This window comes from Persicimonas caeni (genome assembly GCF_006517175.1).
GTDB lineage: Bacteria > Myxococcota_A > Bradymonadia > Bradymonadales > Bradymonadaceae > Persicimonas > Persicimonas caeni.
Window position 1 is genome coordinate 3,785,200 of record NZ_CP041186.1, and the last position, 17,564, is coordinate 3,802,763.

A 17,564-nucleotide genomic window follows, 5' to 3' on the forward strand; every position below is an offset into this window, starting at 1 on the left:
TCGCGACGAATAGGCGACTCGCGGCCCTTATTCTTTTGCGAGTCGCGCCAAACGGACGGCTCGCAACCCCTATGTCCTTAATTGCTTATTTAGCAGGCGCCACGCCCCTTCAAGGTATACAATGTCATTATTTTACAGAGTCATCGATCCCCAGACCGGCCACCCCACGCACGCCGTCGTGCGCGACGGCCGGTTTTGTCGTGTCGAGACGCCCTTCGAGGCGCTCGTCGATGTCGTTCATGGCGACCGAGAACTCGCCGTCGGCGACGAGTTGGGCCCCGAGGGTGAGCTCGAGGTGCTGGCTCCCGTGGCGCCCTCGAAGGTCGTGTGCATCGGGCTGAATTACCAGAAGCACGCCGAGGAGATGAACAAGACCATCCCCGACGAGCCGCTGATGTTCATGAAGCCGCCCACCGCGGTCATCGGCCCCGGCGACGCAATCGAATTGCCCGCCCAATCCGAGCTCGTCCACCACGAAGGCGAGCTGGCGGTGGTGATCGGAAAACGGTCAAAAAGGCTGGAACCCGAGGAATCTTCGGGGGTTATTCTCGGTTATACATGCGCCAATGACGTGACCGCTCGCGATATCCAGAGGCGCGAGAAGCGGTACACGCGAGGCAAGGGTTTCGACACCTTCTGCCCGCTGGGGCCCGCCGTGGCGACCGCCGACAATTTCCTGCCCGCCGAGCACACGCTGGTGTTGCAGGTCGACGGCCAAGAGCGGCAACGCAGCCAGTTGAACGACTTCATCTTCGGCATCGAGTATGTCGTGGCGTTCGTCAGCCAGGTGATGACTCTGGAGGCAGGCGACGTCATCCTGACCGGCACGCCCCACGGTGTGGGGCCGCTGGAGCCCGGCAATGTCGTCAGTGTTGAGATTGACGGCATTGGGCGGCTGGAGAATCCGGTCGAGTAGATTTGGCTGGAGAGTACGCCTTGCAGGGGCGTGACGCCCGCTACATAGGCAATTAAGGACATAGGGGCTGCGTTTTGCGACGCGTTCCAGGCTCGCTGATCTCGAATCTGAACCCGTGGGCGATTCGCAGCCCTCATGTCCTTAATTGCTTATGTAGAAGGCGCTGCAAAAACCGAGGCCTCCATTGCCCTTCACCGCACGAACATGGTACGTTTCCGCGACTTTTGATTTTGTCGTGATCCAATCTTCATCGGCCACGGTCGCCCCGTAGGGGCGGCTTTGGCGATCAGACGGTTTCTGATCAGGGAAATTTGATGACTCAGGAACAACCTCCCATTGTCTCGAGTGACGGCAGCAAACTCGAGCTCGACGACGAGCTCAAGCAGGCTGTCGCCGAAAGTAACGAATATACCGCCGACAACATCCAGGTCCTGGAGGGCTTGGAGGCCGTGCGCAAGCGCCCAGGCATGTATATCGGTGATACCGACGACGGCTCCGGCCTGCACCACATGGTCTTCGAGGTCGTCGACAACTCCATCGATGAGGCGCTGGCCGGCCACTGCGATACGGTGACCATCACCATTCGCGCCGACGATGTGATCACGATCGAGGACAACGGTCGCGGCATCCCGGTCGACGTGCACAAAAAGACGGGCAAGTCGGCCGCCGAGGTCATCATGACCGTGCTGCACGCCGGCGGTAAGTTCGACCAGAACTCCTACAAGGTCTCCGGTGGTCTGCACGGCGTCGGTGTCTCGGTCGTCAACGCCTTGAGCGAGTGGCTCAAGCTCGAGATCAAGCGCGACGGCAAGCTGTGGGCCCAGGAGTACAACCGCGGCGTGCCCAAGGAGCCGGTCCAGGAGATCGGCAAGGCCAAGACCACCGGCACCAAGATCACCTTCAAGCCGGACTCCACGATCTTCGAGGGCACCACGTTCAGCTACGACACGCTGTCGCAGCGTCTGCGCGAGCAGGCCTACCTGAACGCCGGCGTCAACATCACGATCATCGACGAGCGAGACGGCAAGCGCCACGACTTCAGCTTCGAAGGCGGCATCAACTCGTTCGTGAGCGACCTCAACAAGAACAAGCAGCCGCTCCACCCCGAGCCGATCCACATCCGGTCGGTCATCGAGGAGGAGGGCGTGCAGGTCGAGGTCAGCCTGCAGTGGAACGACTCGTACAACACCACGGTGTTCTGCTACACGAACAATATCCGCAACAAAGACGGCGGCAGCCACCTGTCGGGTCTGCGCGCCTCGCTCACGCGCACGGTCAACGCCTACGCGATCTCGAACGACCTGGTCAAAGAGACGCTCAACGGCGACGACATCCGCGAGGGCCTGACCTCGGTGCTGTCGGTCAAGATGCCCGACCCCAAATTCTCCAGCCAGACCAAGGAGAAGCTGGTCTCCAACGAGATCAAGGGCATGGTCGAGTCGGTGGTCAACGAGTACCTGGGCTACTTCCTCAACGAGAACCCGAACGCGGCCAAGACCATCGTCAACAAGGCGCTGGCGGCCAGCCGCGCCCGCGAGGCGGCCCGCAAGGCGCGCGAGATCGCGCGTAAGTCGGCGATGAACTCGGTGGGCAGCCTTCCCGGCAAGCTCGCCGACTGCCAGTCGCGCGACCCCGAGGAGAGCGAAATCTACATTGTTGAGGGTGATTCTGCAGGCGGCTCGGCCAAACAAGGCCGAGAGCGACGCTTCCAGGCCATCTTGCCGCTGCGCGGTAAGATCCTCAACGTCGAGAAGGCGCGCTTCGACAAGATGCTGTCCAACAACGAGATCGCGGCCATGATCTCGGCGTTCGGCTGCGGCATCGGCGACGAGCACTTCGACATGGACAAGCTGCGCTACCACAAGATCGTGCTCATGACTGACGCCGACGTCGACGGCGCGCACATCCGTACGCTGCTGTTGACGTTCTTCTACCGTCAGATGCCCGAGCTCATCGAGCGTGGCCACCTGTATATCGCCCAGCCGCCGCTGTACGGCGTCAAGCGAGGCCGCTCGATCACCTACATGAAAGACGAGAAGGCGCTCAACGACTTCCTCATCGAGCGCGTCAAGTCGAGCGTCAGCCTGCGCGGAAGCGCCGGCAAAGAGCTCGAGGGCGACGAGCTCGCCGAGTTCGTCGAGGAGCTGATCAACTACCGCAAGTTCGCCGACCGCATGAGCCGTCGCAACGACCGGCGCGTGATCAACGAGTTGGTGCGCACGCCGGTGACCGTCGAAGATCTCCAGGACGCCGAAGGCCTGCGCGAGACGATGGACGCGGTGCGCGAGAAGCTCTCCGAAGAGCACAAGAACGCGCGCTGGCACGCGCCGACCATCTCCGAGAGCCGCGAGTTCGACGACGTGTATCAGGCCACCTGGCACACCCGTGTATCGGGCGCGCTCGTGACCACCCGCGTCGACCGCGAGATGCTCACCAGCTTCGAGTACGAAGAGCTGGTGCGCATCTGGCAGAAGTTCCGCGAGCTGGGTGACAACGTCACCGTCGACGGACGCACCGAGCAGACCTACGAGAATATCGACGTGCTGCTCGACGCGGTGCTCGACGCCGGGCGCAAAGGCCAGTCGGTCCAGCGCTACAAGGGTCTGGGTGAGATGAACCCCGAGCAGCTGTGGGACACCACCATGGACCCGGACAGCCGCACCTTCCTGCAGGTGCGCATCGAGGACGCCATCGAGGCCGACGAGATGTTCACCGTGCTCATGGGTGACCAGGTCGAGCCGCGCCGCGAGTTCATCGAGTCCAACGCACTCGACGTCCGTAACTTGGATGTCTAACGGAGCCCATGGCTAACGTTCAACTTCTCGACACCAAAGGCGTCGACGAAGCCCTCCAAGGGGGCGACGTCGACGTCTTTCGTTATCAGCTCAATCGCCTCGGCTATACCCTCATCCTGGCCATCGGCGGGCTGATGCTCGCCGGCGCCGGCTTTATCTGGTGGCAGTACGGATTCAGCGAGAATCTGTGGACCGCCATCTTTGCCGGGCTCGTCGCAGGCGGGCTCGGCCTTTCTGTACATGCCGCTTATTGGTATGCGTTCGCCGGCACCCACTTTGTGGGCGTCACCGACGACAAACTCTTGGTCGGCCGCGAAGAAAAGGCCTGGTCGATCGACTGGTCGGTGCTCGACGTCGACGCGCTCGGCCTGCAGCGCATGAACGCTACGGCTGCCAAGGGCATGCTCGAAGTGCGCGTGGGCGGCGAAGAGATCAAAATTTATCTGTATAACCCTTACGTTTTCCTCGAAGACATCCAGGCGCTGATGTCCAGCCTGCTCGAGCGGTTGCAGTCGCAACAGCAAGCTGGAAACGAGGCGTTCGATGAGCAAGATGTTGTTGTAAGTGATTCGTAGTTTGACCGCTTCGAGAACGGTGTCACCATGCAGTCCCCCATCGATTTCCTTTCGCAAGTCGACGATATCCTCAAGGAGAAGACCTCCGACCTGATCTCGTTGCGGCGAGAGCTGCACGCCCATCCCGAGCTGAGCCACAAAGAGTACGAGACGACCTCGATGCTGGCGGCGACGCTCAAGGATATCGGGTTCGACGTGTACGTGCGCGAGGAGGGCACCGGCTTTTACGCCGACCTGATCCCCGAGGACTTCGACCCGGCCGTCGACCCGACGGTGGCCATCCGCACCGACATCGACGCCCTGCCGATCAAAGAGCTCAACGAGGTGCCCTACGCCTCGCAAAACGACGGGGTGATGCACGCCTGCGGCCACGACGTGCACATGACCGTGGCCACTGGCGCGGGCATGGCGATCAGTGAGATCCGCGAGCAGCTGACCGGACGGCTTCGCCTGCTGTACCAGCACGCCGAGGAGGTCTCTCCCGGCGGCGCGGTCGACATGGTCTCGTTCGGCGCCATCGAGGGCGTCGACGCCGTCCTGGCGCTGCACTGCGACCCCGAGCTCGAGGTCGGCCGCATCGGCGTGCGCGAGGGCAACCTGACGGCGGCCTTCGACAGCTTCTGCATCAAGATCATCGGCAAGAGCGGCCACGGCGCGCGGCCCCATCACTGCACCGACCCGGTGCGCGTGGCCACCCAGGTGGCCAACGCCCTGTACCAGATGACCAGCCAGTACTTCGACTCGCGCGACCCGGTCGTCTTGTCGCTGGGCTCCATCCACGCTGGCGACAGCCCCAACGTCATCCCCGAGGTGGCCACCATGCAGGGCACGCTGCGCACGCTCTCCAAGGAGTCGCGCGAGCGGCTCGAGCCGGTGCTCCAGAAGGTCGTCGGCGGCATCTGCATGGCCCACGGGGCGAACTTCGAGCTCGAGATCGAACACGGCGCCCCCTCGGTGGTCAACGACCCCAAGGTCATCGGCATCATCGAGCAGATCGGCCGCGACTTTCTGGGTGACGACGGCATCTACGAGATCCCGCTGCCGAGCATGGGCGGCGAGGACTTCTCCTACTACCTGCAGCACGCCCCCGGGGCGATGTTCCGCCTGGGCACCGCCGGGCCAGGCCCGCGCGCTCGCCACTTCTTGCACTCCTCGAAGTTCGACATCGACGAGCGCGCCATCGGCATCGGCTCGCGCATCCTGGCGCGATCGGCGCTCGAGGTGATGGCTCAGCTGTCCAACGGTGAGTTGGCGCTCGAGCGTCCGCGGCGCATGCCGATTCATGAGGGCATCGCCGAATAGGCCGCCTCTCCTTGCCCACTCGGCTATTCGTTGCTATATCTCCAGTCGTAAGTAAGTACATACTAACTTTGGCCTGGAGATCCTCATGAGCGACAAAGTCATCGTCACTTGCGCCCTCAACGGTGTGCTGACCAACCCGAAGACCCACCCGGTGCCGTACACGCCCGAGGAGATGGCCCAGAGCGCCAAAGAGGCCTACGACGCTGGCGCGGCCGTGGTGCATATCCACTTTCGCGAGCAGGCCATGGGTCGGATGCCCTCGTGGGATCCGGACCTGGCCGCCGAGTGCGTCGACGCCATCAAGGAGGCGGCGCCGGACATCATCGTCAACTCGACGACCGGCGTGATGGGCGATGATATCAGCGGGCCGCAGGGCGTGCTCGAGCGGGTCAAGCCGGAGATGGCGGCGATGAACTCGGGGTCGCTCAACTACCTCAAGGCGCGCAGCAACGGCGAGTGGGCCTGGCCGCCCATGCTCTTCGACAACCCGGTCAGCAAGGTCGAGCGCTTCCTCGAGGTGATGCGCGACAACGACATCATCCCCGAGTGCGAGTGCTTCGACACCGGGATCGTGCGCTCCATTTCGATGTTCGAGAAGGTCGGCATCCTCGACAAGCCCTACACCGTCTCGCTCGTGCAAGGCGTGGCCAGCGGCATGCCCGCGCGCACCGACCTGCTGCCCATCCTGGTCGACCTGCTCCCCGAGGGGGCGCACTGGCAGTCGATCGTCATCGGCCGCGACGAGGTCTGGGACATCCACCGCAAGACCGCCGAGCTGGGCGGTCACCTGCGCACCGGCGTCGAGGACACCTTCTATCTGCCCGACGGCGAGAAGGTCGCCGAGCACGGCAACGGCCGACTCATCGAGGCGATCGTCGCCATGGCCCGCGAGGTGGGCCGCGAGCCTGCGACCCCCGACGAAGCTCGCCAGATGATCAAGGCTTGAATGACGATGGCGCTACGCACCCGCAAGTCGGTCGCCACCTCGACCCGCAAATTGTCTTTCGCGCGGGCGTAGTCTGAGGCTGTCGCAAAAGCCTTTGGAGGCAGGGCATCTTGCCCTGGGAGCAAGGCCGCACGCTCCTGCAACCAGCGCTGGAAGCGCTGCCTCCAAACGACGGCGATCTTTTGCGACGGCCTCGTAGTCTGCCCGTGCCCCTAATAGCGGGCGCCTCAACCCCGCAGGGCCCACGCCGCAAAAAAAGCCCCGCCGGCAACACACCGGCGGGGCTTTTGTACGTCTAGCTACGACTACTCAACAGATCATCACTGGTCGTACCAGCCGTCGATGCCGTCCGACTCGTAGTAGTCCCAGCAGGTGTAGTAGCCGTCGTAGTAGCAGCACTCCACCTCGATGTACGCCGTCGAGTAGTTGTTGGAGTGGTCGACGTCGTTGTCGGCGCTGACCTTGGCGGTGTTCTCCACCGTGCCGCAGTCATCGTAGGTCGCCTTGCGGTAGACCGTCACCGAGCCGCTACCACCCGCACCCAGGCCTGCTCGGGTGCACACGAGCACTTCTTTGCCGTAGTACTCTTTGATCTCGCAGCCACTCGGCGCGTCGTAGCCCAGGTGCCAGCCGGTGCCGGGCAGTTCGTCCTTGAGCACCACGTTGGTGGCGTTGGCGGTGCCCTGGTTGGTCACCGTGATCTTGAAGGCGAGCTTCTCACCCGGCTTGACGTCGGCGTCGAGGGCGGTCTTCTCGACCTTCAGGTCGGCGCACTGCACCTCGACCTTGGCGTAGGCCGTGTTGTTGCTGGTGTTGTAGTCGTTGTCGGCCTTGACCTTGGCGACGTTCTTGACCCAACCGCAGTCGTACTTGGTCGCCTTGCGCAAGACCTTGACCTTGGCGTAAGCGCCGGGGGCCAGGCCGCTCAGGTCGCACTTGAGGATGGTGTCGCCGTAGTACTCGTGCAGCGAGCACGACTCCGGCGCGCCGTAGCCCAGGTACCAGCCGGTGCCGGGCAGCTTGTCGTACAGCTTGCCGTTTTCAGCCGCCACGTGACCCACGTTGGTCACCTTGAGCTTGAAGCCGATCTTGTCGCCCGGCTCGATCGGGGTGTACAGCGCTTCCTTCTCGACCTTCAGGTCGGCCACGCACTTCACAGGGATCTTGGCCCAGTCGCTGTTGTTGTCGGCGTTGTAGTCGTTGTAGGCGCTGACCTCGGCGACGTTCTTGATATAGCCGTAGGCGCAATCGGCCGCGGTCACCTTCCGCTTGACCACAATCTTCTTGTAGGCGTACGGGGCGAGTTCGCCGAAGTTACACTTGAGCACCTCTTTGCCGTAGTAGTCGTGGATGCCGCAGTACGAGGCGTCATCGCCGCCCACGTACCAGCCGGTGCCCGGCAGCTTGTCGATCAGCTTGACGTACTTGGCGGTGGTCGAGCCCACGTTCTTGACCTTGATTTTGAACGCGGCGTAGTCGCCCGGGTAGACCTTGTCTTGCAGCGCGGTCTTCTCGACGGCGACGTCGCTCATGCACTTGACCGGGATCTTGTCGTAGGCGCTGTTGTTGTCGGCGTTGTAGTCGTTGTAGGCGCTGACCTTGGCGGTGTTCTTGATGTAGCCGTCCTCGCAGTCCGCCTCGGTCGCCTTGCGCTTGACCACGATATGCTTGTAGGCGCCCGGGGCGAGCTCGCCGAAGTTACACTTGAGCACCTCTTTGCCGTAGTAGTCGTAGATGCTGCAGTACGAGGCGGCGTCGCCGCTCACGTACCAGCCGGTGCCCTCGAGCTTGTCGATCAGCTGGACGTACTTGGCCGTCATCGAGCCGACGTTTTTGACCTTGATGTCGAAGGCGGCGTAGCCACCCGGGTAGACCTTGTCCTGGCGGGCGGTCTTCTCGACGGCGACGTCGGCCATGCACTCGACCTTGATCTTGGCCTTACTCTTGTTGTTCTTCTTCAGATACTTCTTGTCGGGCTCGTTATCCGCCGACACGTACGCGATGTTGGGCAGGTAGCCGCAGTCGTCTTGGGTCGCCTTGCGGGCCACCTTGACCACGATCTTGTCGCCCGGCTCGAGGTAGTCGAACTTGCACTCGAGCAGGTCGTCCGACTTGTAGTCGTGCGCCTCGTCGGTCAACCAGCAGTACTGGTGCGGGTCGTGTACGGCGTAGCCGTTCTTCTTGACGGCCTTGATCTTCCAGTTGACCTCGCCGTCCTCGTGGTCCTGAAGCTTGTCCTTGAGGACGACGTTTTTGGCCGTGGCCGTGCCCTTGTTTTTGACCTTGAGCTTGAAGGCGGCGTAGTCGCCCGGCTGGATGGTGTCTTCGACGGCCTCCTTTTTGACCGCCACGTCCGGCTGAGGACGCACGCACAGCGAGATGTGGCTGATGCCGTAGTTCTTGCCCACTTCTTCGTCGTAGGCGTTGTAGCCCACGCCCACGTTGGTGCCGCCGTCTTTGAAAGTGTAGCAGTTGGCGCCCGGGCCACCCTTGACGCACATCGCCGCGATGGGCGCGCTCGACTTGATGTCGAACTCTTCTCCGTAGCGCTTGATGTGGAAGGCGAGCTGGTCACAGCCTTCGCCCTCGAGGTGATTGCCGGTGTAGGTGAAGTACGGGTACTGGTAGACCGGGTCGATCTTGCACTCGATGAAGTCGCCTTCGAGGTGCGTCAGGCCACCGCAGGTCGGGTTCCAGGCGTTTCTGCCGTCGTAGTACTTCTCGTTGTTCTCCTCGTGGTCCTTGCCCAACCGCACTTTGTAGTAGTCGGCCGAATAGCCCCCCTCGTAGTCGTAGTAGTGCTTTTTGTGCTTCTCCTTGTCGTACTCGTAGCCGTCCTCGTCTCCGTACTCGTCCTCTTCTTCCTCTTCTTCGTCTTCCTCGCGTTCGTACTCGTCTTCGTACTCGCCGCCGAGCGTCGGCTCGGTAGAGTCGGTCATCTGCTCGCCGCAACCCGCGGCGCCCACGCCGGCGAGCAGCGCGGCAATCAATATGGCGCGAAATTGGTTCCACTTTCCTCGTGAAGATCGTGAGACAAGTGCACGCATACAGTCCCCCTAGATGACTGTGAGATGCGGAGGCCTACTGCATACTTCACCTCCATGTGAACTGAGGACAACGTTGCCCTCCAGCGTCGTGCCGAACTCGGTCGGCTCGCTTCTGCTTACATGGTGACTTCGGTTGTTCGGGCAGGGTGGCCCCCGGCCAGGCTTGGCTGGGCGCGCAACGGATGGCAGACGTGTGAATACGCGTTCAAGTCTTCCCCCCTACCAGCGATCTGGTTGCTGCAGTGGATGCTTCTGGGGCCACCAAGTCCCCACGAGGCGGCCCGGAAGCATCGTCGAGGCGGCCGACTACGTGACAAACGGCTGCCGCCACACCGGCGCTCGGGAACCCTCGCACCAAGTAGTGGCTTGTGCTCTCGTGTCCTACATCTGAATACGTCGCGTTATGTTTTTGAAGGTAGCTCGGCGGCAAAATCCGTCAACCCTTTTGTGCCGGTGGAGCTGTCGGAGGGGCCGGCGCCGCCGCGAAATAGATCGACCCAAACTCGTGTTTCCCCCCGTCTGCAGCTGCTCCCGGGCCGTTTACACCCGTCTTGACAGGCCGCGCGCCGATCGGCGATGCTCGGCGTACACCATTTGAAATGTGTTCCCCCGCAGCAATGCGGAGGTGGGGAGCAGGCTCGCGCCCGACGGGGCGCCAGCTTCACTGGAACTGTGGAGGACGTGTATGGAAGCAAGCCTTGCCAGCTATTTCGATCTGTACCAATTCACCACCGGCCGCCGCTTGTTCGCGTTGCGCGCCATCGAGGCGATCGCCGCCCAACTGGGCTACGACGACATCGCCGACAGCGCGCGTGCGGCCATCGACTTCAACGAGGGCGTGCGCGAGCTCGAAGGCGAGTGGCAGACGACCAAGTCGACCACCGAGGGCGTGCGCGTGGAGGCCGACCGCCTCGACGAGGTCATCGACCGCACCGTCGGCGGGTTTCACTCGCGGCTCAAGTCCGACATCCAGAGCTTTCCGGCCGACCACCCGCTGGGCAAGACCGCGCGCGAGCTCAAGCGCAAGATCTTCCCGGAGGGCGCCCGGCCCATCATCACCGAGGCCTTCGAGGACGAGCTGTCGAGCCTGCAGGCGATGAACGCCAAGCTCGACGCCATGCGCGCCACCCACGTCGAGCCGCTGGGCGCCGGCGCCATCGCCGACCGCCTCGTCGGGCTGACCGACGAGTTCGCCCAGGCCCTCGAGGCCCCGCAGAGCCGCCCCGTCGCCTTCAGCGAGGTGCGCGCCGCGCGCCTGCAGGGCCAGGAGCGCATGCTGCGCGTGGCCGCCAAGATCTTGGGCAAGTTCAACGGCGAGAACCCCGGCGACGCCGAGGCTCGCCAGAAGCTCATGACCCCCATCGTCGACCAAAACGAGCGCATCGCCGACTACTACCGCCGCCAGCGCCCGGTCCCCGACATCGATCCCGACAGCGGCGAGGACGTCCCCACCGACGACTGAGACCTGGGGGCCCCAGCCCCGTCAGTTACGGTCCCCGACCAAAACACCCCCCCTCCCCCCCTCCCCCCGTTTTGGTCGGGGACCGCATTTTTTTTGATTCGACCCCAAAAAATTCTAGTCACTCATCAAAACCCGGCCGGTCCGGGGGGGGCAGAGGTTTGGTCAGAGGTCGGAACTTGGCGGGGGCGTGCCCCAAAAAACGCGGTCTGGGATCGCGTTTTACGCGGGTCGATGCAGATTTGGTCTGCTCCGAGGGCAAAAAAAGCCCCGCCGGGGTCCCGGCGGGGCTGGTGGGTGATCAGGCTGGCTGCGAGTTCACCGCGTTATTCGCAGAAGCCGGGCGCGATCTGTTCGTTGGCCGCCTCGAACAGATCTTTGAGCTCCTCCATGCTGGTGATCTCCACGCCATCGGCGGTGAAGGGGAAGTCGCCTGCGAGCGCCTTGCTCGTCCACGAGATGACCTGGTCGTCATAATAGTCGTAGCTGACCTGGTCGTCTTTGCACGCGTTGAGCAGCGCGGCGACCGCGTGGCGCAGCAGGTTCATGGCGTCGCCCAACTCACCCGGGCCGCCGCCGTAGGCGAGGGCGTCCGCCAGGGTGTCGTCGGCGAGGGACTCGACTTGCTTCGAGGTGCCCGTGAAGTCGAAGACCTCGCCGAGCTCGTCGTCGGGGGCGTAGTGGTATTCGCCGTTCTCCTTGCACCACTCGTCCTCGTGGTTTTTCCAGAAGCCCGGCGTGCAGCCTTCGCCGCCCTGTAGTTCGCACTCGATATCGACCGTCCAATCATCCGAGCCCGTCTCCGGGTTGGTCGTCTCAGTCGAGGTGAAGCTGGCGACGTTGACGAAGCTCGTGCCGCACTCGCTCTCGGTGATGGGGCCGATCGTCAGGCTGTAGTTGAACGTCTGCGAGGCCGACGTGCCGCTCGAGGGCACGCAGACCTGGCCGAGCGAGCCGTACTTGTCGTCGCTGACGTCGACGCACTCGTCGACGCGGGTGATCGTGGCTTGGCTAAAGTCGACGTTGGCGCTGCCGGTGAAGTCGGTCGTGGTCGACTTGGCGGTCTTGTCGTACGACGAGGTGCTCGGGTTGTAGTCGTAGGTGTAGTTCTGCAGCGTCGCCGTGGCCGTGTTGGTGCGGGCGGTCGCGTCGGGCACGTTGGCCGAGTAGGTGCATTGCAGCGTGCCGCCGTTTTTGGGCACCGTCAGGTCGCTCGGGCAGTTGACCGAGGCGTTGATCCCGGTCGAGATGACGTCGGTGACCCCCGTCAGATCGGCGTCGAAGTCGGGGTTGGGGTTGGTGATGGTGATCGTGCCGTCGATCGAAAAGCACGAGTCGGTCGAGCCTTCTTTGCTGACCGTGACCTTGTAGCGGTGTCGCCTTTGAAGAGAGCCCAGTCGGTCTCATCGGCCCTTTTGGTTATGTCCCTGTCGTAGGTACGGGTGAACTTGGCGGTGGCCGTCTTTTCGACGTCGAGCTCGAGATCGAAGCAAAACGAAATGTGGCTGATATCTGAGTAGAGCCCGCTCGAGCCCACCGGCGCGTGCAGCCCGTCGTCAGTCGCCTGCTCGCCGACGTCATTGTGGGCGTCGGTGTACCTGTAGAAGTTGCCGTTGTCGCCGCCGTTGACCGGGTTGGAAACCCAGTCGAAGACCTGGCCCTGGTCGGTGTCGTACACATCGATGGTCAGGCTGGCGAGTTGCTCGCAGAACCCGGACGGGTCCTCATCGAATTGCGTGCCCGAGTAGGTGTAGGTCCCGGATTCGAAATTTCCCTCGATCTTGCACTCGTACCAGGTCTCCCCTTCGGGGGCGAGGTCGGCGCACGTCGGGTTGCCCTCCTCACAGTACGGACTTCCGGCGTCGATCCTACTTTGCGAGACGCCCGGAAGGTGCTACCGGAGATAGCGGCGAGGCATCCCAAATGCACCTGACCACGTCGTGTGCGACGTGGTGCTCGCGTGTATTCGGTTCTCCTACATCGACATGACCGCTGTAACTGAGAACGTAGCTGCCATGAAAAATCCGTCAATAAGAACGAGGCTCGTTGTTTTGGGGCTTGGCGCGGTGCTTTGGACCGCGTGCGAAGCGGACAAAACGCAGCCAGCGACGACAGCCGACGCTGCTTCAACTTGTCCCGGCGCTACCGCCGAGGAGGCCGCGCAGCAGTACCACCCGCGTATTCTGCGCGGTCGGGTGCTCGCGCCGGGCGGCCAACTGGCGATGCGCTCGCCGTTCGGCGATTGGCTGGTGGGTTCGGCCCACGCCGCGCCGCTCGAGGGCGAGCAGACGGTGCCCGAGGCGACCGTGGCGTTGTATCGGGTGGGGCCGGACGGCCAGAAGAGGGGAGAGGTGCTTCGTCGAGCGACGACGGACATCCAGGGCGAGTGGTGCATGAAGCTGCCCGACGGGGTCGACTTCGGCCCCGACGTGATGCTCGCCGCCAGCGCCGACGACACCCGACTGCGCCGAAGCCTGGTGTCGCCGGTGGCCACCGACATCTACAGCACCACCGAAGCGCTCACCCGCCTGCTGCAGGAGCGCGAGGTCGACTTTACCAAGATGCCCAAAGAGACCTACCTGAATATCGAGTCGATCGCCGACACCACCGTCGACCTGCTCCAGCCGGTGCAACTTGCCCCCGACGACAACGTGGCGAGCACGGTCGACAAGATCGGCGAGGCGCTGGCCAAAGACGAGCGCCTCGACAAGAAGATCGCCTCGTTGCCCAAGAGGGGCGAGTAGCTCCGAACACAAAAAGCCCGAGCGCGTCGCCGCGCTCGGGCTTTTCGTGTGTCTCGAAGAACGCTCGGTCCTCCTAGTAAGCCGGATTTTGTCCCCTCCTCCGGGCTTGCGCCCAGAAGCGGCGATGGTCATTCATCTAGGCCACAGATTGCTCTGCAGCTCGAGCGGCTACCTGGAGTCGGCAGGGCGGGCCGCCCTGGAGGGTCCGAAGACCCTCGACTCCCGTTCGCCTTGCATCGGGTGGGGTTTGCAAAGACAGGCGATGTCACCACCGCCCCGGTGAGCTCTTACCTCACCTTTTCACCCTTACCGGGCAGGCCCGAAGGCTCGCCCGGCGGTCTGTTTTCTGTTGCACTGGCCCTAGGGTTACCCCCGGTCGGCGTTACCGACCACCCAGCCCTGCGATGTCCGGACTTTCCTCCGACGCACGTCCACCGCGTGAGCGGCCCACGTACGCCGGCGACCATCTTGGAGGGCCGAGACGACTCTCGACTACCTTAAAGATGCAGCGGACGCCCCGAAGATTCAGCCGGCTTCGACCGGCTCGCTGCCCTCGACCTTGTCTTCGTCGTCGAGTGCGTGCTCCCAGAAGTACAGGATGCGCTGGCAGCTCGGGCAGATCTCGAGGGTCTCGCCTCGCTGGATCTCGATGAACTGCTGTGGCGGAATCGCCATGAAGCATCCCTCGCAGTGGCCGTCTTTGGCCGGCACGATGGCCAGGCCGGGGCGGCGGCTGCGAATGAAGTCGTACTTGTGAAGCACGCGCTTGGAGACCTCCTCACGCGCTTCGTCCTGGCGGTCGTGGCGCGCCTCGATCTCTTCGTCGAGCTCGGCGAGCTGCTGTTCGGCGTCGGCGACTTCGGAGGCGATGCCTTCGCGAAGCTGCACGATCTTTTCTTCTTTCTCTTCGATCGACTGCTCGGTCGACTCGATGGACTCGTCGAGGTGCAAAGCCTCCTCTTGAGTCTGCTCGAGGTTCTTTTTGAGCACATCGATCTCGGTCTCGACGGCGCCGAACTCTTTCTGAGTGCTGACCGCCTTGAGCTTCTCCTGGCGGTCGGCCAGTTGCGAGCGAGTCTGCTCGATGTCGTCTTTTTTCTGGCGACGCAGGCTCTTGACCTCCTCGAGCTCCTTTTTCTGGTTCTCGAGGTCGTCGATGAGCTTGTCCAGGAAGCCTCGATTCTCCTCGAGTTTTTCCTGAATATCATCCTTTTGATCCTCGAGCTCGTCGAGCTGGAGATCAATCCGCTGCAGTTCTCGAAGTAGCGCTAGCTGCTCCTTCAATGGATCACCTCTCGGGTTCTCGGTGCCAAATGCAAAAGCGCCCGACTGGGTCAGTCGAGGCGCTTTGCATCCGTGATCTTACTTGTTGCTTCTCTACCGTGTGCGTGTTTGACGCAGCCGCTGTATTCGTCGCATTCAGCTCTCGCTGCGAGCAGCCCCAACTGGGGGATATCGACAGATTGCATGTCGTGCTCCTCGTCACTGTGGAAGTGCCCGCAAGCGAAGCCGATTGCGCCGGTCGACGACCCCCGGTGGGATCGTATGGGCCCACCAGGATTCGAACCTGGGACCGACCGGTTATGAACCGGTGGCTCTAACCGCTGAGCTATAGGCCCGTAAATCAATGAGAACGGAACCCAACTTTCAAACGCCCGCACGCGGCGACCAGTGTAATTAACGAAAGGTCGACGCTTTCGCAAGTGTCGATCCATGACCGGTGCCCCAGATGCGCGTTCGCAGAACGTAGGGGCGGGGTGGAGCATTCCAAGGAGACAAAAAAACGGGCGTGCCCGAAAGCACGCCCGTTCGATGCTACCTCAGCCGAAGCCGATCACGTGTCGATGAAGCTCTCGAGCTGCTTCGCGCGCGACGGGTGGCGAAGCTTCTTGAGGGCCTTGGCCTCGATCTGACGGATACGCTCGCGGGTGACGTTGAAGTCCTGGCCCACCTCTTCGAGGGTGTGGTCGGACTTGCCGCCGATGCCAAAGCGCATGCGCAGCACCTTTTCCTCGCGCGGGGTCAGCGTCGACAAGACCTTGCGGGTCTGGTCGGCCAGGTTGGAGTCCTCGACGGCCTCCGAGGGGTTGATCGCTTCCTCGTCGGCGATGAAATCGCCCAGAGAGGAGTCCTGCTCCTCGCCGATGGGCGTCTCCAAGGAGATCGGCTCCTTGGCGATCTTGAGGACTTTGCGCACCTTCTCGACGGGCATGTCCATCTTCTCGGCGATCTCTTCGGGGCGGGGCGGACGGCCCAGCTCCTGGATGAGATAGCGCTCGGTGCGGCTGAGCTTGTTGATCGTCTCGATCATGTGCACCGGGATACGGATGGTGCGCGCCTGGTCGGCGATCGCGCGGGTGATCGCCTGGCGGATCCACCAGGTGGCGTAGGTCGAGAACTTGTAGCCACGCTGGTACTCGAACTTGTCGACCGCCTTCATCAGGCCGATGTTGCCCTCCTGGATGAGATCCAGGAACTGCAGGCCGCGGTTGGTGTACTTTTTGGCGATGGAGACGACCAGGCGGAGGTTGGCCTCGACCAGCTCGCTCTTGGCACGCTCGGCGATCTTCTCACCGGCCAGCACGGCCTGGTGGGTGATGCGCAGCGTGTCGATGGACTGGCCCGCCTCGATCTCGACCGAGCGGCAGCGGCGCTGGATGGAGCGCATCTCCTTCCAGATGGCCTTCATGCGCACCTGCGACAGCCCGAGGCTCTGGCGAAGCGCGTCACCCTCTTCGTCGTAGTCTTTGCGGTACAGCCGGGCGCACTCTTTGACCTCGTCGAACTTGACCCGGTAGAGGCGCTCGATCTTCTCGAGATCGTCCTCGGCCCTGTCGACGCGGTGGATCAGGCTCTTGAACTTGGCCACGATCTTGTCGGTGTGCTTTTTGGTCAGGCGCACACCCTTCATGATCTGGAACATCTCGCGGCGGTTCGACTTGATCTGCTCGCGCAGACGTCGGCGCTCGCTGTCCTCGAGGCCGGCGCGGGTGATGAGCTTCTCGCCCATGCGCCGGTTGTCCTGGTAGCGCTCTTTGACCTTGTCGATCTGGTCGCAGAACCACTTGCGGCGCTCGTCGACGGTCAGTTCGATGACGTTGCCGTCTTCGTCCTTGGGCAGATCCTCGGGGTTGGGCGCCTGCAACACGTCGGTCAGCTTGACCTTCTCTTTGCGCACGCGCTCGCCGAGCAGGATCATCTCGCGCACACCCACCGAGGTGCTCAGCACGACCGTCAGGATCGTGCGCTCGCCCTCTTCGATGCGCTTGGCAATGGCGACCTCACCGTCGCGGGTCAGAAGCGGCACCTGACCCATCTTGCGCAGGTACATGCGCACCGGGTCGTTGCCCTTGACGAAGTCGCTGCCCTTCTTTTTCTTTTCCCCGCCTTTGGTCTCGGCGCGAAGCTTTTTGCCTGCGTTGGGATCTTCTTTGGGCGGCTCGTACTGGCTGGGCTTTTCGACGACCTGGATATCCAGCTCCTCGAAGAGCATCAGCATGTCGTCGATTTGCTCGCTCGACAACACCCCGGGTGGCAGCGCATCGTTGACCTCTTTGTAGGTCAAGTAGCCCTTCTCCTTACCCATGGCGATGAGCTTCCGAACCTCCAAGCTGGTTGTTCGGACTTCTGCTCGGGCTTTCTGCATCAAGGTGTACTCCTTCTGGCTTACGTGCGAGCCACTGACTGACGGCGTTAACTTCTGGTGCTGTCGACTCGGCTTCATCTACCGCGCGGCTTCATCTACCGGTGATGGATGGCCAGCCGTCAAACTTTTGGCTT

General features: G+C 62.8%; 11 protein-coding genes, 1 tRNA gene, 1 other RNA gene and 1 pseudogene. 7 read left to right on the top strand and 7 right to left on the bottom strand.

Going from position 1 to position 17,564, the window contains the following annotated elements; genetic code table 11:
* The first annotated feature begins 121 nt into the window (after positions 1–121).
* The 5 genes from FIV42_RS14080 (at position 122) to FIV42_RS14100 (ending at position 6,534) form a co-directional block, all read left to right on the top strand.
* Positions 122–916 (top strand): fumarylacetoacetate hydrolase family protein, encoded by a 795-nt coding sequence (locus tag FIV42_RS14080; protein ID WP_141198309.1) that lies wholly within the window; start codon positions 122–124, stop codon positions 914–916.
* 314 nt (positions 917–1,230) lie between these two features.
* Complete coding sequence (gene gyrB / locus FIV42_RS14085; protein WP_141198310.1) at positions 1,231–3,711, top strand: DNA topoisomerase (ATP-hydrolyzing) subunit B; 2,481 nt, start codon at positions 1,231–1,233, stop codon at positions 3,709–3,711.
* Between the two features lie 8 nt (positions 3,712–3,719).
* Positions 3,720–4,286: a hypothetical protein gene (locus FIV42_RS14090; protein ID WP_141198311.1), complete on the top strand. Its 567-nt coding sequence runs from the start codon at positions 3,720–3,722 to the stop codon at positions 4,284–4,286.
* 27 nt (positions 4,287–4,313) lie between these two features.
* The gene (locus FIV42_RS14095; RefSeq protein WP_141198312.1) at positions 4,314–5,588 is read left to right on the top strand and encodes a M20 metallopeptidase family protein; all 1,275 of its coding nucleotides are present in this window, start codon (positions 4,314–4,316) and stop codon (positions 5,586–5,588) included.
* 85 nt (positions 5,589–5,673) lie between these two features.
* The gene (locus tag FIV42_RS14100) at positions 5,674–6,534 is read left to right on the top strand and encodes a BKACE family enzyme (protein WP_141198313.1); all 861 of its coding nucleotides are present in this window, start codon (positions 5,674–5,676) and stop codon (positions 6,532–6,534) included.
* A 320-nt stretch (positions 6,535–6,854) separates the two neighbouring features.
* Here the strand turns inward: FIV42_RS14100 and FIV42_RS14105 are convergent, their stop codons facing one another.
* The gene (locus FIV42_RS14105; RefSeq protein WP_141198314.1) at positions 6,855–9,581 is read right to left on the bottom strand and encodes a DUF11 domain-containing protein; all 2,727 of its coding nucleotides are present in this window, start codon (positions 9,579–9,581) and stop codon (positions 6,855–6,857) included.
* A gap of 685 nt (positions 9,582–10,266) precedes the next feature.
* On the opposite strand from FIV42_RS14105, the gene FIV42_RS14110 reads away from it, so the two are divergent.
* Complete coding sequence (locus tag FIV42_RS14110) at positions 10,267–11,043, top strand: hypothetical protein (protein WP_141198315.1); 777 nt, start codon at positions 10,267–10,269, stop codon at positions 11,041–11,043.
* Positions 11,044–11,366: 323 nt separating this feature from the next.
* Here FIV42_RS14110 and FIV42_RS14115 read toward each other — a convergent pair whose 3' ends face one another.
* Complete coding sequence (locus FIV42_RS14115; RefSeq protein ID WP_141198316.1) at positions 11,367–12,242, bottom strand: hypothetical protein; 876 nt, start codon at positions 12,240–12,242, stop codon at positions 11,367–11,369.
* 65 nt (positions 12,243–12,307) lie between these two features.
* Positions 12,308–12,718 (bottom strand): hypothetical protein, encoded by a 411-nt coding sequence (locus FIV42_RS14120; protein WP_141198317.1) that lies wholly within the window; start codon positions 12,716–12,718, stop codon positions 12,308–12,310.
* A 388-nt stretch (positions 12,719–13,106) separates the two neighbouring features.
* Here FIV42_RS14120 and FIV42_RS14125 point away from each other — a divergent pair, with 388 nt between their 5' ends.
* Entirely contained in the window at positions 13,107–13,784 is a 678-nt protein-coding gene (locus FIV42_RS14125) for a hypothetical protein (protein ID WP_141198318.1), read from the top strand.
* Between the two features lie 60 nt (positions 13,785–13,844).
* Here FIV42_RS14125 and rnpB read toward each other — a convergent pair.
* The 4 genes and pseudogenes from rnpB to rpoD form a co-directional block, all read right to left on the bottom strand.
* Positions 13,845–14,264: RNase P RNA component class A (gene rnpB, locus FIV42_RS14130), an RNA gene on the bottom strand.
* Positions 14,265–14,309: 45 nt separating this feature from the next.
* Positions 14,310–15,068, bottom strand: a complete 759-nt coding sequence (locus tag FIV42_RS14135; protein ID WP_141198319.1) for a zinc ribbon domain-containing protein — start codon at positions 15,066–15,068, stop codon at positions 14,310–14,312.
* A 262-nt stretch (positions 15,069–15,330) separates the two neighbouring features.
* A tRNA-Ile gene (locus FIV42_RS14140) sits at positions 15,331–15,403 on the bottom strand.
* A gap of 215 nt (positions 15,404–15,618) precedes the next feature.
* Positions 15,619–17,391: pseudogene (gene rpoD / locus FIV42_RS14145) on the bottom strand (RNA polymerase sigma factor RpoD); the annotation flags it as partial.
* Between the last annotated feature and the right edge of the window lie 173 nt (positions 17,392–17,564).

What these genes read in the sequence shown, in the direction of transcription:
- FIV42_RS14080 (WP_141198309.1), top strand. Translation starts at nt 122, where the DNA reads ATGTCATTATTTTACAGAGTCATCGATCCCCAGACCGGCCACCCCACG.
- FIV42_RS14090 (WP_141198311.1), top strand. Translation starts at nt 3,720, where the DNA reads ATGGCTAACGTTCAACTTCTCGACACCAAAGGCGTCGACGAAGCCCTC.
- FIV42_RS14095 (WP_141198312.1), top strand. Translation starts at nt 4,314, where the DNA reads ATGCAGTCCCCCATCGATTTCCTTTCGCAAGTCGACGATATCCTCAAG.
- FIV42_RS14110 (WP_141198315.1), top strand. Translation starts at nt 10,267, where the DNA reads ATGGAAGCAAGCCTTGCCAGCTATTTCGATCTGTACCAATTCACCACC.
- FIV42_RS14100 (WP_141198313.1), top strand. Translation starts at nt 5,674, where the DNA reads ATGAGCGACAAAGTCATCGTCACTTGCGCCCTCAACGGTGTGCTGACC.
- FIV42_RS14105 (WP_141198314.1), bottom strand. Translation starts at nt 9,581, where the DNA reads ATGCGTGCACTTGTCTCACGATCTTCACGAGGAAAGTGGAACCAATTT.
- gyrB (WP_141198310.1), top strand. Translation starts at nt 1,231, where the DNA reads ATGACTCAGGAACAACCTCCCATTGTCTCGAGTGACGGCAGCAAACTC.